Source organism: Paenibacillus sp. cl123, assembly GCF_900101595.1.
Taxonomy (GTDB): domain Bacteria; phylum Bacillota; class Bacilli; order Paenibacillales; family NBRC-103111; genus Paenibacillus_G.
Genome location: NZ_FMYY01000029.1, coordinates 1 through 24,263, shown reverse-complemented (window position 1 = coordinate 24,263; position 24,263 = coordinate 1). Strand labels below are relative to the sequence as shown.

The 24,263-nt window shown below is 57.5% G+C and carries 18 protein-coding genes; 17 read left to right on the top strand and 1 reads right to left on the bottom strand.

Annotated features, from left to right (window positions below):
* Positions 1-19 precede the first annotated feature (19 nt).
* The 8 genes from BLR08_RS27530 (at position 20) to BLR08_RS31925 (ending at position 12,335) form a co-directional block, all read left to right on the top strand.
* The gene (locus BLR08_RS27530) at positions 20-3,337 is read left to right on the top strand and encodes a hypothetical protein (protein WP_072337604.1); all 3,318 of its coding nucleotides are present in this window, start codon (positions 20-22) and stop codon (positions 3,335-3,337) included.
* 77 nt (positions 3,338-3,414) lie between these two features.
* The gene (locus BLR08_RS27525) at positions 3,415-6,969 is read left to right on the top strand and encodes a CBM96 family carbohydrate-binding protein (protein WP_176835622.1); all 3,555 of its coding nucleotides are present in this window, start codon (positions 3,415-3,417) and stop codon (positions 6,967-6,969) included.
* A 607-nt stretch (positions 6,970-7,576) separates the two neighbouring features.
* A complete protein-coding gene (locus tag BLR08_RS27515; protein ID WP_072337610.1) occupies positions 7,577-8,536 on the top strand; it encodes a D-2-hydroxyacid dehydrogenase family protein in 960 nt (319 codons plus the stop codon).
* A gap of 12 nt (positions 8,537-8,548) precedes the next feature.
* On the top strand, positions 8,549-9,022 hold the full coding sequence (locus tag BLR08_RS27510) for an acetyltransferase (protein ID WP_072337612.1): 474 nt from the start codon (positions 8,549-8,551) through the stop codon (positions 9,020-9,022).
* Between the two features lie 181 nt (positions 9,023-9,203).
* Complete coding sequence (locus BLR08_RS27505; protein WP_072337614.1) at positions 9,204-10,259, top strand: Delta(5) desaturase DesA; 1,056 nt, start codon at positions 9,204-9,206, stop codon at positions 10,257-10,259.
* A 75-nt stretch (positions 10,260-10,334) separates the two neighbouring features.
* Positions 10,335-11,483, top strand: a complete 1,149-nt coding sequence (locus BLR08_RS27500) for a sensor histidine kinase (RefSeq protein WP_072337616.1) — start codon at positions 10,335-10,337, stop codon at positions 11,481-11,483.
* Positions 11,480-12,079: a response regulator transcription factor gene (locus BLR08_RS27495; RefSeq protein WP_072337618.1), complete on the top strand. Its 600-nt coding sequence runs from the start codon at positions 11,480-11,482 to the stop codon at positions 12,077-12,079. The genes BLR08_RS27500 and BLR08_RS27495 overlap by 4 nt, the downstream gene beginning before the upstream one ends.
* A gap of 142 nt (positions 12,080-12,221) precedes the next feature.
* Positions 12,222-12,335, top strand: a complete 114-nt coding sequence (locus BLR08_RS31925) for a putative holin-like toxin (protein WP_256257806.1) — start codon at positions 12,222-12,224, stop codon at positions 12,333-12,335.
* 306 nt (positions 12,336-12,641) lie between these two features.
* On the opposite strand, the gene BLR08_RS27490 is transcribed toward BLR08_RS31925, so the two are convergent.
* Entirely contained in the window at positions 12,642-12,866 is a 225-nt protein-coding gene (locus tag BLR08_RS27490) for a helix-turn-helix domain-containing protein (protein WP_072337620.1), read from the bottom strand.
* 112 nt (positions 12,867-12,978) lie between these two features.
* On the opposite strand from BLR08_RS27490, the gene BLR08_RS27485 reads away from it, so the two are divergent.
* The 9 genes from BLR08_RS27485 to BLR08_RS32195 all read left to right on the top strand — a co-directional run.
* Positions 12,979-13,257, top strand: a complete 279-nt coding sequence (locus tag BLR08_RS27485; protein ID WP_072337622.1) for a hypothetical protein — start codon at positions 12,979-12,981, stop codon at positions 13,255-13,257.
* Positions 13,258-13,357: 100 nt separating this feature from the next.
* Positions 13,358-15,277, top strand: coding sequence for a 3'-5' exonuclease (locus tag BLR08_RS27480; protein ID WP_072337624.1), 1,920 nt, complete (start codon positions 13,358-13,360; stop codon positions 15,275-15,277).
* A gap of 423 nt (positions 15,278-15,700) precedes the next feature.
* Positions 15,701-17,278, top strand: coding sequence for a response regulator (locus tag BLR08_RS27475; protein ID WP_072337626.1), 1,578 nt, complete (start codon positions 15,701-15,703; stop codon positions 17,276-17,278).
* Positions 17,279-17,294: 16 nt separating this feature from the next.
* Positions 17,295-19,082: a sensor histidine kinase gene (locus tag BLR08_RS27470; RefSeq protein WP_072337628.1), complete on the top strand. Its 1,788-nt coding sequence runs from the start codon at positions 17,295-17,297 to the stop codon at positions 19,080-19,082.
* Positions 19,083-19,150: 68 nt separating this feature from the next.
* On the top strand, positions 19,151-20,695 hold the full coding sequence (locus tag BLR08_RS27465) for an extracellular solute-binding protein (RefSeq protein WP_072337631.1): 1,545 nt from the start codon (positions 19,151-19,153) through the stop codon (positions 20,693-20,695).
* Between the two features lie 32 nt (positions 20,696-20,727).
* Complete coding sequence (locus BLR08_RS27460) at positions 20,728-21,966, top strand: sialidase family protein (RefSeq protein ID WP_072337633.1); 1,239 nt, start codon at positions 20,728-20,730, stop codon at positions 21,964-21,966.
* A 306-nt stretch (positions 21,967-22,272) separates the two neighbouring features.
* Positions 22,273-23,226, top strand: a complete 954-nt coding sequence (locus BLR08_RS27455) for an ABC transporter permease (protein ID WP_072337635.1) — start codon at positions 22,273-22,275, stop codon at positions 23,224-23,226.
* A 14-nt stretch (positions 23,227-23,240) separates the two neighbouring features.
* Positions 23,241-24,104 (top strand): carbohydrate ABC transporter permease, encoded by an 864-nt coding sequence (locus tag BLR08_RS27450; RefSeq protein ID WP_072337637.1) that lies wholly within the window; start codon positions 23,241-23,243, stop codon positions 24,102-24,104.
* A gap of 35 nt (positions 24,105-24,139) precedes the next feature.
* Positions 24,140-24,263: PT domain-containing protein (locus BLR08_RS32195; protein WP_176835623.1), on the top strand; the 124-nt coding region annotated here is incomplete at its 3' end.

The following is a 24,263-nucleotide window of genomic DNA, read 5'->3' as shown; positions in this document are numbered from 1 at the left end:
GGAAAAAGGGGATGGACCGATGCAGAATTTGCAAACGCTTCATTATGAAGGGAAACCGCTTGTCATTGTGCTGGAGGATGTATTGGACCATCCTTATTATGAATGGCCGCTCACGCTCGTCAGCTACAGGCTGACGTATGAGGCCGCCGTCCTGGCTGGGCTGCCAAGCTTCCGGCTGACGGAGGAGGGGAGCGGCCGGAATACCAGCTTCCAGCTGTCTGTTGTCGAGACGGCCGCTGACGGGCGGCAGGAAGGCATCCTGCGTTTCTTCACAGAGCTGCCCTCCGGGGGCCGAAGAGCTTACCGGCTGGAGGCTGATCCGCTCTGCGAAGCCTTGCCTGCAGAAGGGGAGGCGGAGGAGGGGAGGATCTTCATGTCGCAGGAAGGCGCAGAGCGGATCATCGGCAACGGTTGTCTGCGACTCGCGTTCCCGGAAGCTGCGTTCACCGGGCAAGGGAGCCTGTCCTCTTCGGGGCCGCTCTACCGGATCGGCCGGCATGGAGGCTGGCTTGGGGAGGTCCATCTGCGCAGCGATCGTCCTGCCTGCATCCGGGCCGAGGTCGCAGAGGCGGGGCCGCTCTTGCTCATCGTCCGGCTGTGCTGTATGGCAGCGGAGGCGGTATACCGGGTTGCCTTCACGCTCACAAGGGGCATGGAGTTTGTCGAAATCGATGAGGAGATGAGCGGCTTCGGCGAGACGGCGGAGGCGGAGGTCGCAGTTGAGACGGTATGGACGAATTTCCGGCCGACCCACCGGTACGCTCCGAACCGTCCTTACAAGGCCATGGAGGGCAGAACCGGGTTTGACCGGTATCCCTTCGAGGTGATCGACAGACAGGTGACGGACACGCATATGGAGGTGAAGCTTCATGCTTCACCCGATTCGGAGCTGCCCTTCTGTCTGCTGCCCTACGAGCCTTGGCAGGCGTTCGAGCGCTTGAATCTGGCAACCTTCTGGGACAGCGGCAGCATGGATAGCGTAGGCATCTATATCCGCCAGCCGGAGAACTGGAACGATGGACTTTACAGCATCTGGAGATCGGACCGCCGCCTTGCTGTCCGCTATTATTACCGGGATGGCCGTTTCAGCTGGAAGCATCCGCTTCGCGACGGCAGCCGATCGACTGCCGTCTGCTGTTATGACCATCGTAAGGACATCGCGGAGGTCGAGAGGCTGGAGCGGCTCTGGCAGGAGGCCACAGAGCAGGGACGCGGCTTCACACGCGGACCGGTTTCATATACGCTATGGCTGCAGCAGTGGTACGACCTGCTCAGTCTGGATAAGGTGAAGGGATGGACGCTTACTTATCCGGAAGACCTGACGTATCCGGGTCCTATCTTCGAGAGCGGGCTGATCCGCTCCGTGCCTGAGCTGGAGGAGATGCTGTTATCGAGCGAGCTGGTTTGCGGTCTCGCGCTATATGGTCCTTGTCAGGATCAGGGCTTCTCTCCGGTGCCGAGCCGCGCGGTCTATGCGAACTGGGCGGATGCGTTCCACCGCCTCCGGGAACGGATGACTCCGGCACAGCGGAGGCGGATCACAGGACTATACCTGCTGATGGCGTATATGCACGCCTCTGAGGACTATATGCCGATGAAGCATATGCTGGCCGGTCATCCGAACTTTCTTGCGGATGTCAAGGGAGTTCCCGCTTTGATGGCCGTGCTGTTTCCAGAGCATCCGTGCGCGGAGGAGTGGGTGCGGCTGTTCGACCGTTCGCTGGAGTTGAACCTCCGCTATCACGTAAGACCCGATCACGAGGAATACGGAGCGGTCGGCGGCCGGTGGACCGAGAATCTCGGATGCTATGTCTGGGCATTCCTGAAGCCTGTGATGAAGACCGCCTACATGCTCAAGTATCATTATGACGGGCAAAATCATCTCCGTCATGCCGCGCTGCCGAAGCTCGCGCGCTGGATTCTGGGCAGTCTGACGAGTCCGTTCCTGGGCCCGGACATGCCGGCTCGGAGACGGATGCTGCTGCCGCAAGGCGCCCATGCGAAGCGCAAGCTTCCGCCATGGAGCTTCCGCCAGCTTGGTTACGAGCTGCTGGAGTTCGACCCGGAGACAGCGGAGGCGATTCTGGCCGTGACCGCTGCGGACGATCCGGATTTCGAAGCGGCGCCGGTCTCCGCCTGGGATTTCATGCGCAAACGTTATCCGGACCATCCGGGAACCGAGCCTCCCTGGACCAGCAGCAAGCACACCGGCTACGGGATCGCTCTGAGAGCGGACGGGGGCAAGGCCGGGGAGAGCTTCGTCCTGCTCCAGCAGCTGGACCAGGGATTTAATTACCGCTGGGGCGTCAGCGGGCAGGGAGGCTGCGGTGTGATCTACTATTATGCCGCCGGCCGGGCTTTCAGCCACAACGGTCATGAGGATGTTGGGGATCACCGCTTGGCGGATACCGATCTTTGCACGAATTTCGGCGTGTTCAAGCAAGGGACGTACCGTTGTATCGGTCCGAATGCGCTCCATCGTCCGCTGGTCGTTCTGGGGACCGTTTCCTTTGCGGAGCTCGTCTCTGCGCCGGGGGAGGCGGCTTATGCCTGGCCTGACTATGTCAGCCGGAGCGTGATGATGGTCGGCACCGGCTACATCGTCGTTTATGATGCGGTGTTCAATTCGTCCGTTTACCGGAGATTTTCCTGGTTTGCGCACCGGGATGAAGAGCTTCCCCACATTCATCCGGTCTACGGGGACGTGACCAAACGAACGGAGCTGTCGACCGATGATGTGAAAGGCATCTGGCTGGACGGTACCGGCGATTTCATGACGCTGGTCACACCGGGCGCGCATCTGGCTCCCCAGCCAACGCCTTACGGCTTCACAGTCTCAGCCGGGGATTGTACAGACCTGATCTTCCGCCGTCAGCACACGTTCCGGTGGGAGGAGCCGGACCTCGTATTCGAGGGTACGGCAGGCTGGGCCCGGAAGCAGGACGGTCGAGTGACCGCAGCACTCGTGCAGGGCAGGGAAATCAGCTATGGACCGCTCGGCCTGCGAATCCCGGAGGGAGCGGACGGCGCAGCAGAGCTGGCCCTGGAGGCCGACGGGACCTGGCGCGGAATCTGTCAGGCGGAGGGTCCGCTGATTCTGGAGGTTCGTGTGCATCCGGCAGCTGTAACGGCACATGAGCTCGCGGTACGTACACCGCGTTTGTTTGTAAATGCGGTGGAAACGGAAGTTGAGCTCCTTGAGGGGAAGGCAGCCGGCATCAGGGTAGCGCTTCCCGGGAAGGGGACGTACGTTCTGGAGTACGCAGACCATCCGGCTCCTGCCGGGCTGGAGAGGGGGGATGCCCGCGAGTTGAAGCACAAGCAGCTGCAGAAGTAGGGAAGCGGAAGTGCATGCTGGAGATTGGCCTAACCAGCCAGGGAGAAGTTAACAATGAAGGGAGACCAGGTATGAGGATGATGAGGAAAAAATGGATGACTGCGGTACATGTGCTCGCCGCCGCCTTACTGCTTCCACTTCCGCTTGGGTATGGGAATGCGTATGCCAATGCTGCAACGCCTGTCCAATTGCGGCCTACGGACGATGCGTTCGTCCGGGCAGGCTCGTATGCCAGTCAGAATTATGGAAGCAGCACCCAATTGAGCGTGAAAACCAATGAGCTCGATTTAACCCGTCATGCTTATCTGAAGTTCGATCTCAGCTCTTATACGGGAGACATCGGATCGGCCAAGCTGTATGTGTATGGCCATCTGGTCGGCGCCACGACAGAAGGCATGCAGGCGTTCGGCGTGGACGACGACAGCTGGAGCGAAGCGGCCATCAACTGGAATACGAAGCCGCCCGCCCTGCATACGCTGACCGAGATCCAGGTGGGGCCTGCTTGGAAGTGGCATGAGATTGATGTCACCAGCTTCGTCAGAGCGCAGGCGGCAGGCGATGGGATCGCCAGCATCGCCTTGATTCAGCCTGGCGCGAACGGCACATCACTCGATTTCAACAGCAAGGAGAGCGCGGCCAACAAGCCGTATCTGGCACTGTCTCCGGTGCGCTCGAATCCTTCCTCCCCGGCTTGGCCGGCGGGAGCCGGAGTTACGTTCTCGGATATTGACGAAGCGAGCGTCCGGCTGCAGTGGCCCGCCGCCGTCCATCCTGATGGGGTGGCGAAATACAGGATTTACCAGAACGGCACGGTCCTGGATGAGGTCTACGGCGGGGGCGATCGCTCGTATCTGGCTACATCGCTGGAGGCTGGCAAGCCGTATACGTTCAAGGTGGAGGCTGCCACCGGGGCAGGGGAATGGAGCTCGGACGGTCCCTACCAGACGGTGCAAATTCCGGGTACGGAAATCCAGCAAACGAAGCTGGGCAACATCTTCCTGAGTACCGAGCCTGTCGCCTTTGTCATCTCTACACCCCGCAGCTCGGTCACGTGGTCGGTTTACGATTACTGGGGCAACCAGGTTGGGCAGGGCGCGGGGAGCGTAACCGGAGGACAAACGACGATTACACTGACCCCGCCGGGCTACGGCTATTATCGGCTGGACGTGCAGGCCGAGCTGGCGGGAAGGGCGCCCAAGACGCTAGCCGCAACATTCGCGGTGATGGAGCCCTTCGACCTGTCGGCCGTAGGGGATGAATCGCCATTCGGCGTCGTGACTCATCTCCACCGGAGCTATCAAGGCTGGGGAACTCACCTGATCGAACCGATCAAGCGGCTGGGTACAAAATATATCCGCGACGGCTTGGAATGGCATGGCGTCGAGAAGGAAAAGGGCGTATATACCTTCTCACCCAGCTACGACAATCTCATGAACAGCGTCAAAAACGCGCATATCAACATGCTGTTAGTCACCGGCTTTAATAATCCGTTCTACGATAATAATGCGACCCCTTATACCGATGAAGGCCGGGAAGGATTCGCCAATTATGTCAAGGCATTCATTGAACAATACCCGCATATCATCAAGTGGGTCGAGGTGTACAACGAGTTCAATATCGGGTTCGGGGACCGCGGCGACGGTCCGGCGGATTCGCGGCCGGATTACTATTACCCGCTGCTGAAGAAGACGTATGAAACCATCAAGGCGACTGATCCTTCCATTACCGTCATGGGACCTACGCCTTCCGAGGTCAATCTCAAGTGGCTGGAGGATTTATTTAAGCTGGGCGGCCTGAATTATATGGAAAAATTTTCCATACATCCGTATAAATTTCCGGAGTCTCCGGAAGTGACCAATCAGCAGATGTATGCTCTTCACGACTTGATACGCCAATACAACAACGGTCAAACGAAGCCTGTCTGGACGACGGAAGCCTCCTGGCCAACCCATGTCGGACCGAGGGGAGTTTCCGAGGAGATGCAGGCGCAATATCTCGTCCGCCTCATCGCGCTCAGTCTGGCTAACGGGGTAGAGAAGTTCTGGTGGTATGATCTGATGGACAAGGGTATGGACGAAACCTACCATGAGGACCGCTTTGGCTTAATCCGCAACATGAACGACCCGCTGGGAGCGTACGCGCCCAAACCGGGTTATGCGGCGTATGGGGCTATGACCCGGATGCTGAACGGTTACACCTACGCTGATACCGACACCGTGAGCGGATCGGTCTACAGCATCCGCTTCTCGAATGGACAGCAGGACCGCCGTGTGCTCTGGTCCTCCACTCAGCAGCCGATTACGCTCCATGCGACCCAGCCGTTGGTCATCACGGATATTATGGGCAATTCCCTTATCTACACGCCGGATCAGGGGCGCGTCTATCTGACGTCAAGCGAATCTCCGGTGTATGTGAGCGGCGCGGTTTCGAGCATCGAATCCGGCTCCCGCTACTCCATAACGGCATCGCAGGGCTTCTCGGGAGAGCCTGTTCCGGTAACTCTTCGGCATGACAATACAGGTAATACAGCGTCTGTGACCACGACCTTCGAGATCAAGGGGCAAGCTTACCCGCTGACGGCAGCGGCTGGCGAGATTGCACAGACCCACGTGCTGTTGCCTCCCGTCCATGATCCGGGAACGTCTCTCATCGAGAGCAGCCTGCAGATCAACGGGCAAATGTCCGGCAAGCTGTCGACTCCGCTTAAGACTTTGCATCCGCTCGAGCTGAAGGTCCAGCATAATTGGACCGGCGGCGCCGACTCGCTCGGTGTGACGGTCAACAATGTGTCCAGCCAAAGCGTTTCTGTACAGCAGCTCGCCTGGACCGTTGGGACACAGAGCCAAACCCTCAATCTGCAGATGGCGCTGGCAGGAGGGGGCACGTATACGACGACAATTCCGCTGTCCAGTCCGCAAGCCCCATCCGAGCTGCCGGTAACGGTGTCGGTCAAGGCGCAGCAGCTGCCGGACGTGATCTACAGCGGGAAGTCTGTCCTGATAAGCGGCAACTCCATCTATGCTATCCCTGAGCTTTCTCCTGTTATTGACGGGGATCTGTCCGATTGGGCGGCATTGGCGCCTGTTCGTCTGCCGCAGGACGGGACCGTCAAGATAAGCAGCTACGGTGGCGAATCCGATCTGAGCGGCGATGTTAAGGTAGCCTGGGATGCGCAGAATCTGTATGTGTCGGCTCGCATGACGGATAATAGTTTTGATCAGAACGAGACTGTAGCCAATGCATGGAAGGGGGACAGCCTGCAGTTCGGCATCAGCAGCGGGGTTCCCGGCGAAAGCCTCAAAGGGTATGAGTTTATGATATCTTTGCCGCCTTCGGGAGCGAAGGCTTACCGCGCGCTGGACCCGCAGGACTCTGTCCCGGGACTGATCACCAACTATCAGCTGGCGATTGTTCGGAATGAGGCTCAGAAAGCGACCACCTATGAGTTTGCTCTTCCTTGGAGTCATATGCCGGGAATCAGTCCGGATCAGGGGCTTTACGGCTTCTCCCTGCTGGTCAACGATGCCGATGGCGGAGGACGCAAAGGCTGGATCGAGTGGGGGGCCGGAATCGGCTCGACCAAAAATCCGGCTCTGTACAAACCCGTCAGGTTTGCAGCTCCGTCTAACTAAACATGGTCCAATGAAGATTACTTCGAACGCATGGTATGCAGGGAAGCCAACTCCCTAGGCAGCTCAAAGGCGGAGCTGAGGAGAGACAGCCGCTGCAAAAGAACGTAAAAAGGCCAGGGAGGCAAGGCACTCCCTGGCTTTCTTGCGGCGCTCCGTTGTTAGGCTTGCCCGCCTTCATTGCCAAGCAGATTGCATCCTCCGATGTGCGGAATGCGGATGAAACCGGCTTTTGGGTGAAAGTGAATAGGCGATGGATTCATACGCATAGTACGCCGAAGTGGACGCTCATGCATTTGCATACCAAGCGCGGCTATCTCGCCTTCAGCGCGGCTGGAATTCTCCCTGATTTTTGAGGGACGGTCGTGCACGGTTGGAAGCGGGGAAAAAGCATGATCGGACGGAGGAAAACCCGGTTTCTCAATTTCATATATCGCCGATTAGGAAGAGGGATGCAGAAGCATGCCTCTTTTTGCCAATCTGCTGATGCCATATCCAAATATTCACGCCGCCTCTGGGCCAACCTGCGATCTCTGTGCTAAGATACAGGCACAAGCGCTTCCCTGTCGGCGCAAGCCGGCATACCCCATTTTATGGAGGATTGATTCCAATGAAACTGACATGCGCTATTCTCGACGATTATCAGGACGCCGCGCTGCGGCTTGCGGATTGGTCGGCCGTCACAGGCCAAGTAGAGCTCCGGACGATTCGCGATCATATCGGTCAGGAGGAGGAACTGGTGCAGGCCATCGGCGACTGCGATATTATCGTGGCGATGCGGGAGCGCACCCCGTTCCCGGCTTCGCTGCTAGTCAGGCTGCCCAAGCTGAAGCTGCTCATTACAACAGGCATGCGCAATGCTTCGATCGACCTGGCGGCCGCCCGGGAGCAAGGGATCGTCGTCTGCGGGACAGGGACCCGCTCCGAGCCGCCCGTTGAGCTCGCCTGGGCGCTGATTTTGGGACTGGCCCGCCATGTCGTCCAGGAGAATAACGCCTTCCGCGAAAGCGGCCCGTGGCAGTCGACCCTCGGAGCGGATCTGCACGGCAGCACGCTCGGTCTGCTTGGCTTGGGCAAGCTGGGCAGCCGGATGGCGAGGATCGGGCAAGCCTTCGGCATGGAGACGATCGCGTGGAGCCAGAATCTGACCCGCGAGCAGGCGGAGGCATCCGGGGCGCGGCTCGCAGCTTCCAAGGAGGAACTGCTCGCGGCCAGCGACTTCCTGTCCGTTCATCTTGTGCTGAGCGAACGGACAAGAGGGCTGATTGGAGCCGCCGAGCTGGCGTGCATGAAGCCGTCGGCTTATCTGATCAATACGTCGCGCGCGCCAATCGTGGATCAATCGGCCCTTATAGCGGCGCTGCAGGAAGGCCGGATTGCGGGAGCGGGTCTCGATGTCTTTGACCCGGAGCCTTTGCCGGAGGACCACGCGTTGCGGAAGCTGAAGAATGTACTGGCCACGCCGCATATCGGCTATGTGACCGAGGGCAATTACCGCGTATACTTCGAGGAAGCGGTTGAGGATATAGCGGCTTATTTGGCGGGCGCACCGATCCGCCGGTTAAACTAAGGGGGAACCGACATGAAGATTATTTCCTACCGGATCGAGGATCATGACGCCTTGACCGATATTTGGCTGAGAGCCGTACGGCAAACGCATCACTTTCTGTCCGAGGAGGACATCGCTTTCTACCACCGGCTGGTCCGGGATGAAGCGCTGCAGGCGGTCGAGCTGTGGACGGCGCTGGGAGAGGACGGCAAGCCGGCGGGCTTCATCGGTCTGGACGGAGCCAAGGTGGAGATGCTGTTCGTCGACCCGGAACGTCATGGGCGGGGAATCGGCAGACGGCTGCTCGATCATGCCGCCGAGCTGAAGGGCCGGGGGCTCAGCGTCGATGTGAACGAGCAGAATGAGGCGGCGCTCGCTTTCTACAAGCGATACGGCTTCGTCCAGACCGGGCGCTCGGAGCTGGATGGGTCGGGGCGCCCGTTCCCTCTGCTGCATCTGGCACTTGCTCCATGCGAGAAGCTGCCGGGCGGTGGCTCGCCCCATTGAAGCTTCGCCGCTGATGGCGATTACGAGCGGGGACATGACATTTGTCATACTTTGCGTTATGACGTTTATGACTTCAAGACTATGCATGGTTTGCCTATACTGATGATAAGAGAAAACCTGCGTCCGTCGACCGGTTAAGTCCGGCCGCGCCGCGCGGCCCATCAGAGGAGGAAGCCTGCAGATGCATCAACCCAGCATAGCTCAATTGAAAAAGACTGTCGCTCCCTATGAGAAAACAGATATGAAAGCGAGCATCCGTCAGCTGATCAACACCATCGTTCCGCTGGTTCTGCTCTGGTACGGAGCTTATCTCAACTTGTCCGTATCCTACTGGCTGACGCTTCCGATCGCTGTTGTCGCGGCCGGATTCGTAATCCGGACATTTATTATATTTCATGATTGCTGCCACCAGTCGTTTTTCCGAAACCGGCTGGCCAACGATATCGTCGGCACTATCACAGGCGTCATGACACTGTGTCCTTATGAGCAATGGAAAAATGCGCACTCCATCCATCACGCTACCAGCAGCAACCTCGACAAGCGCGGGGTGGGCGATATTTGGATATTGACCGTGAATGAATACGTGGCGTCGTCCTTCTGGAGACGCGCTGCTTACCGGATTTACCGTAACCCTGTCGTCATGTTCGGTCTCGGCCCGATCTTCGTATTCGTGTTTCAATACCGCTTCAACCGCAAGGGGGCGCGCCGCAAAGAGCGTCTGGGCAACTATTTGACCAATGCGCTGCTGGTGCTGGTGTACTCGCTGCTGATCTGGGCAGTCGGCTGGCAGGCGTTCCTGATGGTGCAGCTGCCGATCGTATTCGTATCGGGCTTGCTCGGCATCTGGCTGTTTTATGTACAGCATCAGTTCGAAGATTCCTACTTTGAAAATGAAGAGGAATGGAGTTATGTGCAAGCTGCCGTGGAGGGCAGCTCGTATTACAAGCTTCCGAAGCTTCTCCAGTGGATCACCGGCAATATCGGGTTCCACCATGTGCATCATCTGAGCCCCAAGGTTCCGAATTATAATCTGGAGAAGGCGCATGATGCGACGCCTCCCTTGCAGATGGCGACTACCATTACGCTGCGCACCAGCTTGAAATCGCTCCGGTTTCACCTGTGGGATGAGGAAGGCAAGCGATTCATCGGCTTCCGCGACGTACGGCGGGCGCTGGCCAAGAAGGAACCCGTGTCGGGCGGCCTGAAGCTGACCAAGCCGGGCTTGCAGGGCGAATAGATGAATAGCCCGCTGCCGCATCTGTATGGTAAACTACAAGTACAAGCAGCGTCATCGCATAAAGGGTGGGCAGCCATGCAGAAGTGGTACCATATCTTTCACCGCAGCACCGGATTGAGCCCGTACGTATGGGTCGTGTTTTATATCCTTCCCTTTTACTTTATCTTCCGCTCCTCCTCCACCTACGAGGTAGTGAGCGGAATTGTTATGATTCTCGCATTTTTCGGCTGCTACGTATTGTCCTTTCTGACGAAGGGCTGGCAGATGTATTTTTGGACGGGTGTGCAGGTCGTCATCTCGATCGCAATGACTTTGTTGTTCGGATACGTTTATTTTGCCTTGTTTCTGGCATTCTTCATCGGGAATATTCAGCATAGGGTCGGTTTTTTTACGCTCTATTCGATTCATCTGGTAACGACCATCGTGGCTGTAAATGTCGGATTTATAACCCAGAAGGCCAATCCGGTTTTCATTACCCAGCTTCCGTTTGTCGTGGTCAGTCTGATCGCCGTCATCCTGCTGCCGGTTACGACCTACAACCGCAACAAGCGGGATAAGCTGCAGGTGCAGCTGGAGGATGCGAACAAGCGGATCTCGGAGCTGGTCAAGCTGGAGGAGCGCCAGCGGATCGCCCGCGACCTGCACGATACGCTTGGGCAAAAGCTGTCCTTGATCGGTTTGAAAAGCGATCTGGCCGGCAAGCTGATCGCGAGCAATCCCGAGCGCGCGCTGACCGAGATTGACGAGGTGCGCCAGACGGCCCGCAGCGCCCTGAAGGAAGTACGGGAGATGGTCACGCAGATGCGCGGCACCAAGCTCGAGGATGAGATATTCCGGATCGAGCAAATATGCCGGGCGGCGCAGATCGACTTCCATCTGGAGGGCGACCCGAAGCTGACCGCCACCTCACTGATGACAGAGAATGTGCTTAGCATGTGTCTGAAGGAGGCGGTGACCAATGTGGTGAAGCACAGCGGGGCGACTGCCTGTACCATCGCGATCGATCCGACCCCGACCGAGCTCGTCGTCCGGGTGCAGGACAACGGCGTCGGCGTCAGCGCCGCGAGCGAAGGAGCCTGCTTCCGCGGAAACGGTCTGCGGGGCATGAAGGAGCGGCTCGAATTCGTCAACGGCAGCCTGGATATCAGCTGCCGGCCCGGCATGACTTTGGTGATGAAAGTACCGAACGTCTTCAGGCCCATGGAGAAGGAGGCGGAGATATGATTCGAATCGTCATCGCGGAGGACCAGCGGATGCTGCTCGGCGCACTGGCTTCCCTGCTTGATCTGGAAGAGGATATGAAGGTCGTAGGGCGGGCAGCCAACGGCGAGGAGGCCGTCAAGCTGGTGCGTGAGTTGGAGCCGGATGTCGTGATCATGGATATCGAGATGCCCGGCATGAGCGGGCTGGATGCCGCGGAGGAGCTGAAGGGATCGGGCTGCAAGGTGATGATCCTCACGACCTTTGCCCGGCCCGGTTACTTCGAGCGCGCCGTCAAGGCCGGCGCGGGCGCCTATCTGCTCAAGGACAGCCCCAGCGAGGAGCTGGCCGGCGCTATCCGCAGCATCATGGCGGGCCGCCGTCTCTATGCCCCGGAGCTGGTCGACGGAGCTTATGCGGAAGAGAGTCCGCTCACGGAGCGGGAGAAGGAAGTGCTCTCGATGATCGCCGACGGCAAGAACACCAAGGAGATCGCCAGCGAGCTGTACCTGACGACCGGCACGGTGCGGAACTATATCTCGACGATTCTGGATAAGCTGGACGTCAGCAGCCGGATCGAAGCGATCATGAGATTCAAGGAGAAAGGCTGGTTTAAGTGAACGGGGAGCTTCAGCCCAATAACGGCGAGGTTCGACATGGAAAAGCTTGTCACTTTAACCAAACCTGATATACTAAAATAAAGCACAATAGAAAAGGCTTGCAAGGGCGGTCGGCTAGTCTCCCGGAAGGGAGGTGATGCCAGTGGAGGTTAAAGACGCTTTGACGTTAATGATAAGCTTTAGTTTGCTGCTCGTCGGGCTGCTGTCGCTAATCGTAACGATCGTTATTGCGCTTACCCAGAACCACAAGAAATAGACCGCCCCTGGACAAAGGAATGCGGTCTATTTCTGATCGAACACCTATGAAGCTGACCGCCCTTAAAAGCGGCTATGTGCTGGGGAGTCGTGTTGACGCACGGCTCCTTTATTAGTTTTATTATACGCCGCTGGAAGTATGCATGCAACCGGAAAGATATTAGCTTGCTTCAGCATAATCAAGAAGGGCATCCGCTGAAAATTGTTCCACGAAGCAGTAAATTTGGTTGTAAGACCGCTCGCGGTCTTGCACGCGCCACCGTCGTGACATGGATGTTGATCACATAGGATAGGAAGGGACCCCCAGTCACTCCTCGGAATTTTCTACCAAAGTCAGAATCTCCCGGATATCCTCGATATCAAGGGCTTCGGCAATTTTTTCAATATGACTGAAATTGATGCTTGTTCGCTTTCCATTAGCCAGCTCACTGAGTGCTGCGTGTCTTACATCGGCCAATCTCGACAACTCGCGCAAGGAGATACCTCTTGATTTGATTAAGGCTGACAGCTGCACAGCAACTTTCTTGGTCATGAAAGAGCGCTCCTTTCCAAACTATTGCTATACGCAAAAACGTACCATATAATAAAGGAAAGACTGGTACGTATATGCGTATACAATAAGATTTACAAAGGAGGCCCAACTCATGCTCGATCCGAAATGGCTTCAAGAAATCTGGCTGCGCCGCTTCGACGAGCTGGCCATTCAAGCGGAGAGGCTGGACGAGGCCCGGACCTTGGAGCGCCAGCTGCAGGCTGCGGAAGAATTGCTGCTCGAAGCTCTGCCGCGCGAGCGGAAATCCCTGTATCGCGACTGGCATGATCTGCATACCTCCAAGTCCGCTCTCCAGAAGGAATGGCTTTATCTCAAGGGCGTCCAGGACGGAATGAATCTGCTGGCTTTTCTTGACAAAAGTCGCTTCTGAGCAGCAGATAAGGTCGCTAATCCCCACTTCCGACGGATTCCATCTATCTCCATTCCGTTGTATACTGGGTATAGGAAATACGGACTAGGAGATACATGCTATGGCCTATATGGTTCCCGACACGATTCCGCGTCTCGCGACAGCGGGCGAGCGGATTTTATTTCAAACCTTGCGAGATTATTTGCCAAGCGACTATATCGTTTATTATGAACCCGAAATTCAGGGGAGACGGCCGGATTTTGTCGTGATCGGACCTGATCTCGGTCTGGTCGTGCTGGAGGTCAAGGACTATACGCGCAATACGCTTCACGAGATCAACCAGGATGAGTGGACGCTGCATACGTCGAAGGGTGAACTGGCGGTGGTGAAAAATCCGCTCAAGCAAGCACGGGACAATGTGCGGCACTTAGCCGAGCAGCTGAAGAAGGACAAAAATCTGATTCAGCTGGAAGGGAAATACACGGGGCATCTGAAGTTTCCGTACGGCTTCGGCGCTGTGTTCACCCGGATGAAGCAGGAGGAGTTCGTCCGCTACGATCTGTACCAGGTCATCCCGCCGGAGTTCGTGCTGTGCCGGGACGAAGTCGATCCGGAGGAGGAAGGCTTCTCTCAGGAGAATCTCGTCGAGAAGCTGCTCGGTATGTTCACGGTATGGAGCCGCCGGTCGTACAGGCTGACCCGCGAGGATATCAAGGCGATCCGGTATCATCTGTTCCCGGAGGTGCGCATCGGCGCGGGAAGCGTTCAACCGGCGTATTACCAGGACCAGCTGCTGCTGTCCCTGCATAATATCAAGACGATGGACCTGCATCAGGAGAATCTCGCCAAGCAGCTCGGCGACCGCCACCGGCTGATCCGGGGCGTTGCCGGCAGCGGGAAAACGATCGTGCTGGCCAGCCGCGCCAAGATGCTGGCCAAGCTGTATCCAGACTGGAACATCCTCGTGCTCTGCTACGGGATTCCGTTGTCGCGCAGACTGCGGCAGATGATCGACCAGATGCTGGAGGAGCCGGACGATTTATTCGACCTGATCCGGGCGCGGGAAGAAACAAGCACGCCGCTCGGAAGCCGGATCGAGGTATACAACTTTCACGAATGGCTGCGGAACAAGCTGCATACGAAGGAAGAGCATATTCCGGCGCTGCTGGACAAGCTGGAGCGGAAGGAAGCAATTCTCCCTACGTATGACGCAATTCTGATCGATGAAGGGCAGGACTTCGAATCAAGTTGGCTCAGGCTGCTCGGGCAAGTGCTGAATCCGGTCACGCAGTCGCTGCTGCTGGTGGAGGACCGGGCGCAATCCATCTTCAAGCGCAAGAACAGCCTGGCGCAGGACACCGGACTCGACTTCCGCGGACGGTCCAAAATATTAACGATCAATTACCGCAATACGGCGCAAATTGTGCAATTCGCGTGGGACTTTTACCGCAAGCATTCACAGCTGCAGAACAAGGTCAAGCTGGGCACGGCCGAGGGCGTCGAGATTATCCCGCCTCAAAGCACACGCCGCCGCGGACCGGAGCCGCGCATCATCCGCTGCCGTTCCTTCGTGGAGGAGATGCAGGATGTGGCCATGCAGATCGAGCTGCTGCACCGGGAGCGCCACATGCCATATGAAGAGATGCTGATCCTGTACCGAGTGAAAAACAATCATATGCAGTCGTTCATCGACGACATCCAGGGCCAGCTGCGCAAGTCGGGCATCCCGCACACCTGGATGACGGAAAGTCCGGAAGCGAAGCGCAGCTTCAGCCGCCAGGAAGAGACCGTCAAAATCTCGACCATCGACAGCGCCAAGGGGCTGGACTTCCGCGCGGTATTTATCGTGAATATCGAGAGCATGCCATTTGCCCTTGAAGAGAACGAGGAGCGCGAGGTGTCCTTGTTTTATATCGGGATGACGCGGGCGCTGGAGTGGCTTAGTTTGTCCTACAGCGGGGATTCCAAGTTTACGAAGTATCTGGACGAAGTGCGGACAGCGGGGGAGCAAAGGCGGGACAAAGATAGAGGCATGGGCTGATACCGGGCGGATTCATCGGGTTCTGGGCGGCTCTCAGCCGATGGTCCGGAGGGCCGGGCTGCCCTTCTCGCTCTTCCGAAGGCCACGGGCCCGCGGTATGCCCGGATTTCAAGCTTGTTCACGGTTTGTATTTTCTCGAAGAAGGAATCGTAGTTATAGTTTATCGGGCTGACGGCATTTGCTGTCGGCTTTTTTGGCATTTGACGCATAAACTTTCAACATGATCAACCATAAAGATCGTAAATGTTCAGCGGCATAAACGATGAACGCTATGAATCATCATCCGAGTCAATCCCCGCGAGGCAAATTTGGCCCCAAAGCATTGACCGACAATTCGCTATATCCGGTTGCCAGACGGCTGGCTCGTGCTATACACTTGCCTTACATTGCCGAGTGCTGGGCTATAGAGGGAGGTATCCAGACATGGGGACGGCCATCGATCTGTTAATTATTGAGGATGAGGCGGATGTGCTGGAGGGAATCCGCGCTTCGCTGAAGCTGCTTGAGCCGCAGCTTGGCAGCATTTATTCGCTGGGCAATGCGGAGGACGCTCGCGAAATGATCCGCGCGAAGCTGCCGAAGGTGATCGTCACAGATATTGTGCTGCCCCGGCAGTCCGGACTGGAGCTGCTGGAGGAGGTCATGCGGCTGCCGGGTTATTCGCCCAAGGTGATCGTCATCAGCTGCCATAACGACTTTGCTTATGCGCAGCAGAGCTTGAGGCTGGGGGCGCTTGATTATGTGCTCAAGCCGTTCGACAGCTCGGAGCTGAACCGCAAGCTGGAGAACATCATCGCCATGATCCGGGAAGAGGAACGGATCAGCTCGGAGCTGAGACTGCGAAGCGAGCATGCCTCGGTCGGCGCGAAGCTGATGATGGATCAGCAGCTGCTCGGCTTCTGCACGAAGAAGACGCAGCTGCAGGAGCATATCTACCATCGCCTGCAGCTATGGGGACTCACCTGGCTGACGACGGCTCCTTACCGGCTGATGGCTTTTTGCGTCGGGGATCTGCCCGAGCGGGACAAGGAGGCGGAGCTTCAGGTGTTCACCGTCGGCAATATTGCCGAGGAGACGCTGGGGGACTTTGCACCTTCGTATTTGCTGAAAAATGTGCACAACCGCTGGATCGTCATCTCCGCTTACCCGGATGCCGACCGGCTGCTGGAGGCGATCCGCGACAATGTGCGGCGCTATCAGCGGCTGGAGCTGAACTGCGGCGTCAGTGAGCGGATGCATGCCTTTCAGTCGCTGTCGGAGGCTTATGAGCAGGCCAATCAGGCGCTGCGCTGGGCGGCGGTCAACCGGTTGGAGCAGTTGTGCTACAGCGATCTCGCCGAGCTGGGGCAGGAGGCCGACGCCCGCAATCTGGACGAGCAGTGCGCGGCGGCGCTGATCGGCGGCGATCCGGATCATCTGCGGGAGGTGATCGGGCACAAGGTGGACGGGCTTGTCCGGTTTACGCATCTGCCTCAGCGAAAGCTGTTGGCCCAGAGCTGTCTCGATTGGATCACTTCCGTACAAACGGTGGTGCATGCCAAGACCGGCCTTCAACTGGACCATATCCCGCTGTCGCTCTGGGAGCGGCTGGAGCGGTACGAGACGATCGATTCGGTCAAGCGGGATTTATACGAATTTTTCAAGGCGCTGTCGGCGCAAATATCTTCACAGGCGCCGGGAATGGGCAACGCCATTATCGAGCAGGCGAAGGCCTTGATCGCGGACGGAGACCGCTTCGACATCACCCAGCAGGAGCTGGCGGCGAAGCTGGCGATTCATCCGGTCTGGTTGAGCCATTTGTTCAAGAAAGAAACAGGGCAAACCTTCTCCGACTATATGATCGATCTGCGCATCGAGAAATCCAAGGCTTTGCTGCGTGAAACGCCTTATAAAATTTATGAAATCGCTTCCATGATTGGCTATCAAGACCTGCAATATTTCGGCAAGCTATTCAAGAAACGAACGGGCTTGTCGCCCAAGGAATATCGGTATGGCAAATGACGGGAGGAAGCTGACCATGCTGCTGCAAATGAAAAACAGGCTGAGGCTCAATCTGTACGCCCGCATCAGTTTGCTGCTGCTGGCCGCCGTCTCGGTGCCGACCGTCTTCCTCGGCTACTTGTCGTTCTTCAAGTCGAGCGAGCAGATTCAGACGGTGACGGAAGCTTTCCTGGCGGATAATCTCCGGCATAACGCGCTGCGGATCGATGCGCTCATGTCGGATATCCAGCTGCAGTCGGAGAAGGTGCTTCAATCCGATGAGCTGAAGCTGCTGCTCAAATCCCCGCCGCCCGACGGCCTGCTTAGCGAGTTCGATTTTATCCGTCAGATCAATCCGCTTGTCAGTCAGCTCAGCGGCGAATACGAGCTTCAAATTTATCCGAAGGAGCCGCTTCGCTATCCGAATTATGCGGAAGCGGTCAAGGGGGACGAGGACTGGTTCCGGCAGGCGCTGGTTATGGAGGGCCGAGGCTTCTGGAAGCTGCTCGAGCCGGAGACGGCGGACGGCAAGCCGTCCGAGGTGCTGTATGTCCGGGCTATTCGCGACTTTCCGCTGCTGCAGCCGCTGGGGGTGCTTACGCTGCGGGCGCCCGGCTACTTGTTCACGCAGGAGCTGATGATTCCCGAGCGTGTGGACAAGCTGGGATTCAGTCTGATCCATGAGACAGGCGGGATCATCGCCTCCAAGGCCAACGGCGACAGAGCCGCATGTCCGCTCCTTCGCGGACAGACAGACGGCCGCTCGGCCAGTCGTTTGTCGGCTGACGGGGCCGGCTGCTACGAAGCGGATCAACCGCTTGCGATTCGAGGCTGGCGGCTGGCGGCCGCTGTGCCGGCAGCCGAGCTGATGGGGCCGGTGCGCAGCATCAAGGAATTTACGTGGCTGCTGGTTGTCTCTGGGCTTGCCGTGATGAGTCTGCTGCTGCTGCTGATCGTCCGCAAGGTGACGGTGCCGATCAAGCTGCTGGTGCGGCATATGCGGAAAATTTTACTCGGTGAACTGGCTTATTTCCAAGGCTACGAGCGGCGAAACGATGAGATCGGCCAGCTCGTCCGCGGCTACAATACGATGATTACCGGGATGATCGAGCATCTGGAACGCACGCGACAATTCGAGGAGGAGAAAAGCCGCCTGGAGATGCGGACGCTTATTCATCAGATCAATCCTCATTTTCTGTATAACACGATGGATACGATCAAGTGGAAGGCCGACCGGGCAGGCGTACCCGCTATTGTCGCTATGGTGACGGCTTTATCCAATCTGCTGCGCTTCAGCATCAATAACGGCGAGGAGCTGACGACCGTGGAGCGTGAGCTGGAGCATGTCCGCAGCTATCTGAGCATCGAGCAGATGCGCCATCAGGATTCTTTCTCCGTTTTCGTACAGGTGCAGCCGAATCTGCTGCAGCTTCCTTTCATGAAGCTGACCCTCCAGCCGATGGTGGAAAATGCCGTCAAGCATGCGATGAAAAAGCTGCCGGGCGAAGCTTCGGGCAAGATGCTCATTTCCTTGTCCCGCACCGGCGAAGGAATCGTCTGCAGCGTAGAGGACAACGGGCCGGGGGCGGATATTGACCTGCGCGCGCATTTCGCCGCTCTGGAGCAGCAGGGAGGCGGGGGAGCATCCGGCGGCGTCGGGTTGTACAACGTGGACCGGCGGCTGAAGCTGAGATTCGGTCCCGCTTACGGCATTACGCTGGAACGCCGGGACGAAGGGGGCTGCCGGGCCAGGCTGCTTCACCCGGTGCTGGATCATGACATGTCCTCGGCTGAAGAACTCGCCCGCCTTAACAAAACATGGTGAAAGCTTAAAGGAGTCCTGTTCCGGCGGCGACGAACCGGACCTTATTATGAAGATGGGAGGTTCATCCGATGGGAAAGCTTAAAGCTGGCATCTGGCTGTCGGCTGCCGCGCTGCTATCAGTGCTGAGCGGCTGCGATGAAGCTCCCGGACCGGCGGCTGCGATCGGGAAGGAGGGAGAAGCGCAGAGAGCTGTCTTGAAGATTATGAAGCCGCTGTTTCCGGGTCATATCTATTATCCCGACTCGGAGCTGGAGAAGCTGGTGGAGGCGGCTACCGGCGTAGAGGCGGTGTATGAGACGCCGCTGTTCAACGAATACCGGGCAAAGCTTGCGCTGCGCATCGCCGGCGGCGAAATTCCGGATATCGTGAATACGTACAGTCCGCATGATCCCGAGCATAACGCGCTGATTGATCAAGGAGTATTCCTGGCGCTTGACGATCTGTTGCCCGAATTTCCGAAGCTGCGGCAATCGTTCAGCGAAGCGACCTGGAATTACATGCGAAGTCGGAAGGACGGGAAAATTTACGGAGTGCCCTGGATGCGCGACCGCGGGGGGCAAGGCATCATTATCCGCAGCGACTGGCTGGAGCGTCTTGGTCTGAAGCCGCCGAAGACGCTGGAGGAGCTGACGCAGACTCTGATTGCTTTCCGCGACCGGGACCCGGACGGCAATGGGCTGAAGGATACGATCCCGCTCACCTTCAAGGACCATCAGATCTGGAATATCTCATCGGTCCTGACCTTATTCGGAGTCAATCCGGGCTGGCATCCGGGGAATGACGGGGGACGCCTGGAGTATGGCTGGGTGCAGCCCGGCGCCAAGGATGCGCTGAAGCTGCTACGGACATACCGGCTGCAGGGGTTACTGGACCCGGATTTGTTCGTCGGCAAGACGCTTGGGGTGGACAAGTTTTTGTCGGGCAAGGTCGGGGTGCTGATGATGAACATCAACGATTTCCGGCAGATAGCGGTACGGCCCGACTTGAAGGCGGAGCTGCTCGATCCGATTGTGCATGAAGGACATTATTGGAGTCTGCTTCAGCCCGCGACGCCGATCAGCCGCACCAACCAAATATCCAGCCAAACGAACGATCCGCGAGCCGCCTTGCGTTATCTGGAGTACCAGGTGACCGAAGGCTATGATTACATTCAGTACGGCATGGAAGGTAAAACGTATCGCATCCAGGAGGGCGTCAAAATTCCGTTTCCGCAAGCGGACAAGGACCCGCGCTACAACACGAATGTAGGATTGGAGCTGGTGCAGCCGGAATGGCTGTTCCGTGATCCGGAGAAGTACACGAAATTTGTACCGAGGCCGATGGCCGAGTATATGATGGGGAAGCTGGATGTTTATGAGCGGCATATTTTATACGACTATTTGCGTCCGGATGTCGCGCTGCCTGTGTATCAGGAGAAATGGACGCAGCTGAACCAACTGCTTGAGGATGGGCTCATCAGTATGCTGCTGGATGCGCGGACCGATCCGGATCAAGCCTTCGCTGCGCTTGCCGCCAAATGGAGCCGGCAGGGCGGCGACGAGGTGACCGCCGAGATCAACCGCCTGCAGCAAGACAAATCGCAGCCCAGCTATTCGTATATGAGCAAGCCTTAGCTGGGCCGGACAAAAAGGAGAGGCAGCCAAGCATGGAAACCGCCCGATCGTTAACGGAGGAATGGAAGCGGAGCGAGCCGGATATTCAAGTGTATTTGCCGAAGCAGGATATATATACGGGAGATAACGAGCATTTTCTGGTTTTTCAAAGCCCGAAGGGAGAATGGCTGGCGCTATGGACGCAGAGCTCGGTGGAGGGCCATGGCGACAACCATCTGGTGCTGGCGCGCAGCCGGGATCAGCTGAATTGGTCGGAGCCCGCGTACCTTATCGGCTCGAAGCCCGGCGAGAAGGGCAAGCAGGCAAGCTGGGGTTTTCCTGTCGTTGCGGACAGCGGGCGTATCTATATTTTCTACACGAAGGATATCGGCATCTACGATGTGGACTCGCAGACGACCGGGACGATGGGCTGTATCTACTCGGACGATGACGGCTTCTCCTGGACCGCCTCCGAAGCGGATATCCCGATGCCGCGCAACAGGTACGATCACCCCGATCCGCACGTTCCGCGCAGCTGGATAGCTTGGCAGAAGCCGATCCGCGACAGCAAGGGGCGATGGCTGACCGGCTATACGCAGTGGAGCAGCCTGGCGACCTACGCGGGGCCTCCCGCCGGCTGGTACAGCAAGGATTCGCGGTCGCTTTTCATGCGCTTCGAAAATATTGACGAAGGGCCGGACCCTTCGCAGCTTGCGATCACATGGCTGCCCGAGGTCGGCGACGGGCTGGAAGTTCCGTATCCGGGCCAACCGGAGCTGTCGGTGGCTCAGGAGCCGAGTCTGGCGCTTCTGCCGGACGGCCGGCTGTTCTGCGTGATGCGCACCTATACCGGCTGCATCTGGTATTCGCTGTCGGCGGACGACGGGGCGACTTGGACCAAGCCCGAACCGCTTCTGTACGAGGATGGAGGGGAGCCGGTCAAGCAGCCGATCGCGTCCTGCCCGCTTTATCCGCTGGCGGACGGCCGGTTCGTGCTGGTTTTCCACAACAATGACGGACATATAGGCCCTTACGGCCCGCAGCATGCGCTGTATAACCGCAGGCCGGCGTATCTCAGCGCAGGCACATACGCGCCGCAGTCGCGCCAGCCGATCCGCTTCGCACCGCCGAAGCAGTTCGCAGATACGGACGGTCTGACGATCGGACCGAAGGGTACGAATGAGATCGCGACGTACCCGTCCTTGACGGAGTGGGAAGGCCGGACGGTGCTGTGGTACCCGGATCGCAAGTACTATTTGCTGGGCAAATATATCACGGAGAAGTGGCTGTGAGCGATGCTCGCAGTCCGTTCCGGCCGGGCGGGACGGGGACGTTGGCGGAAGAGCCGGAAGCTTGTTTGAGGAGAAAGTCTGCTCTTTAGTCGGAAATTCGGCTAAGAGGCAGACTTTTTTGACGTGCAGGAACATGGGGGGCCTGGCGTGTATGAATGTCCGAATGTCGCGGAAAAACGGTCCGGCGAATGCGCGCAAGCCCGCCATCACCACCCTATCTAAACCCTGTGAAACTTTAATTCAGTCCTCTGCTCACGAGGCGCCGTATTCGGTAAGATGAGGCTACTATCGCCAAGGAGGCCTGTCATGTTCAAACAACAGCAAGCAGCGGTGCGCCTGCCCGGCCACGCAACCGAAAGGAGCCGAAGATGGAGAAAGGTAAAGCGGCACGGTCTGCTCTATGTGCTGCTGTTCCCGTCCATCCTTTACTTCTTTGTCTTTAATATTGTTCCCTATTACGGGCTGAGCATCGCGTTCAAGGATTTCTCGCCGTTTATCGGAATAGCGGACAGCAAGTGGGTCGGTTTGAAGCATTTTGAGCGTATCTTCGTCAATCCGGACTTTTACCGGCTGCTGTCCAATACGGTGCTGATCCACATGTACAAGCTGATCTTCGGGTTTCCGGTGCCGATTATTTTCGCGCTGCTGCTCAATGAAGTCAGGCACACGCTGTTCAAGCGGTCCGTACAGACGATCACTTATTTCCCGCATTTCTTGTCCTGGGTGGTGTATGGCGGCATTGTCGTTACATTTCTTACACCGAGCGGCGTCGTCAATGGGGTGCTGAAGGCATTCGACATGGCCCCGATCAACTTTCTGATCGACAAGGACTTCTTCCGCCCGATGCTCGTCGTCACGGCGATTCTGAAGGATTTCGGCTGGAGCGCGATCATCTATCTCGCTGCGCTGGCCGGCGTAAATCAGGAGCTGTATCAAGCGGCCAAGGTGGATGGGGCGAACCGCTTGCAGCAAATGTGGAGCGTGACGCTGCCCGGCATCCTGCCGACGATCTCGCTGATGCTCATCATGAATTTGAGCCATATTCTCGATGCGGGCTTCGAGCAAATCTTCGTGCTGATGAATCCTACCGTTTATGAGGTCGGAGATATTATCGACACGTACGTGTACCGCATGGGATTGGAGCGCGGACAGTTCAGCCTGGCGACGGCGGTGGGTCTGTTCAAGGGCGTGATCGGCTTCGTGCTGATCGTCAGCGCGAACGCTTTGCTGCGCAAGCTGGATCAACGGTCTATCTGGTAGAAGGAGGAGTATCCATGGTTAACCGATTTACGAAAACGGACGCTGTCATCTACTTCATCCTGACGCTCAGCTGTGTCATAACGCTGCTGCCCGTCCTGCATGTGCTCTCTTCGTCGCTCAGCGATCCGACAGCGATCCATACCTCGACGATTATGCTGTATCCGAAGCAGCTGACCTTCGGCGCTTACGAGTATATTTTCGCTACGCCGGCGTTGATTCGGGCGTTTCTGATTACGGTAACCATTACGGTCGTAGGCACGTTTCTGAACCTGGTATTCACCGTCAGCGCGGCCTATGCGTTGTCCAAGCGGCAGTTGCCGGGACTGCGGTATTTTATGATCCTGATTATTATCGTCATGAACTTTCACGCGGGACTGATCCCGGGCTACTTGAACGTGAAGAGCCTCGGTCTGCTGAACAGCATCTGGGCGATGATCATTCCCGGGCTAGTCAGCGCCTTCAACCTGATTTTGATGCGCAATTTCTTCATGGATCTGCCGGAGGAAATCGAGGAATCGGCGAGGATTGACGGGTGCAAGGAATTTGCGATCATTCTCAAAATTCTTATTCCGCTCTCGCTGCCGGCGATTGCGACCATCGGTTTATTTTACGGCGTCGGCCACTGGAATGAATTTTTCAAGGGTATTTTCTACATCACGGATTCCCGCAAATGGCCGCTTCAAGTGCTGTTGAAGGCCATCGTGTTCGACGGCAATTTTACGACGCTGGCCGGGGCGGAAACGGAGAGCTTGAAAATTGAACCTGCCAACGTACAGGCGGCGGCAATCATTTTCGCCACGATCCCGATCGTACTGGTCTATCCGTTTCTGCAGAAGCACTTCGTCAAGGGTATCGTGATGGGGGCGGTTAAGGGATAGGCATCGGCAGAAGCGCCTGGAGGACGGGTTAGAAAATCGACGGCAGAATCAGCCGGAAAATCGACAGAAGCTTCAACAGAATCGCTAGCCACCAACCGAGCCACCAACCGAGCCACCAACCGAGCCACCAACCGAGCCACCAACCGAGCCACCAACCGA

What these genes read in the sequence shown, in the direction of transcription:
- BLR08_RS27530 (WP_072337604.1), top strand. Translation starts at nt 20, where the DNA reads ATGCAGAATTTGCAAACGCTTCATTATGAAGGGAAACCGCTTGTCATT.
- BLR08_RS27525 (WP_176835622.1), top strand. Translation starts at nt 3,415, where the DNA reads ATGATGAGGAAAAAATGGATGACTGCGGTACATGTGCTCGCCGCCGCC.
- BLR08_RS27515 (WP_072337610.1), top strand. Translation starts at nt 7,577, where the DNA reads ATGAAACTGACATGCGCTATTCTCGACGATTATCAGGACGCCGCGCTG.
- BLR08_RS27510 (WP_072337612.1), top strand. Translation starts at nt 8,549, where the DNA reads ATGAAGATTATTTCCTACCGGATCGAGGATCATGACGCCTTGACCGAT.
- BLR08_RS27505 (WP_072337614.1), top strand. Translation starts at nt 9,204, where the DNA reads ATGCATCAACCCAGCATAGCTCAATTGAAAAAGACTGTCGCTCCCTAT.
- BLR08_RS27500 (WP_072337616.1), top strand. Translation starts at nt 10,335, where the DNA reads ATGCAGAAGTGGTACCATATCTTTCACCGCAGCACCGGATTGAGCCCG.
- BLR08_RS27495 (WP_072337618.1), top strand. Translation starts at nt 11,480, where the DNA reads ATGATTCGAATCGTCATCGCGGAGGACCAGCGGATGCTGCTCGGCGCA.
- BLR08_RS27490 (WP_072337620.1), bottom strand. Translation starts at nt 12,866, where the DNA reads ATGACCAAGAAAGTTGCTGTGCAGCTGTCAGCCTTAATCAAATCAAGA.
- BLR08_RS27485 (WP_072337622.1), top strand. Translation starts at nt 12,979, where the DNA reads ATGCTCGATCCGAAATGGCTTCAAGAAATCTGGCTGCGCCGCTTCGAC.
- BLR08_RS27480 (WP_072337624.1), top strand. Translation starts at nt 13,358, where the DNA reads ATGGCCTATATGGTTCCCGACACGATTCCGCGTCTCGCGACAGCGGGC.
- BLR08_RS27475 (WP_072337626.1), top strand. Translation starts at nt 15,701, where the DNA reads ATGGGGACGGCCATCGATCTGTTAATTATTGAGGATGAGGCGGATGTG.
- BLR08_RS27470 (WP_072337628.1), top strand. Translation starts at nt 17,295, where the DNA reads ATGCTGCTGCAAATGAAAAACAGGCTGAGGCTCAATCTGTACGCCCGC.
- BLR08_RS27465 (WP_072337631.1), top strand. Translation starts at nt 19,151, where the DNA reads ATGGGAAAGCTTAAAGCTGGCATCTGGCTGTCGGCTGCCGCGCTGCTA.
- BLR08_RS27460 (WP_072337633.1), top strand. Translation starts at nt 20,728, where the DNA reads ATGGAAACCGCCCGATCGTTAACGGAGGAATGGAAGCGGAGCGAGCCG.
- BLR08_RS27455 (WP_072337635.1), top strand. Translation starts at nt 22,273, where the DNA reads ATGTTCAAACAACAGCAAGCAGCGGTGCGCCTGCCCGGCCACGCAACC.
- BLR08_RS27450 (WP_072337637.1), top strand. Translation starts at nt 23,241, where the DNA reads ATGGTTAACCGATTTACGAAAACGGACGCTGTCATCTACTTCATCCTG.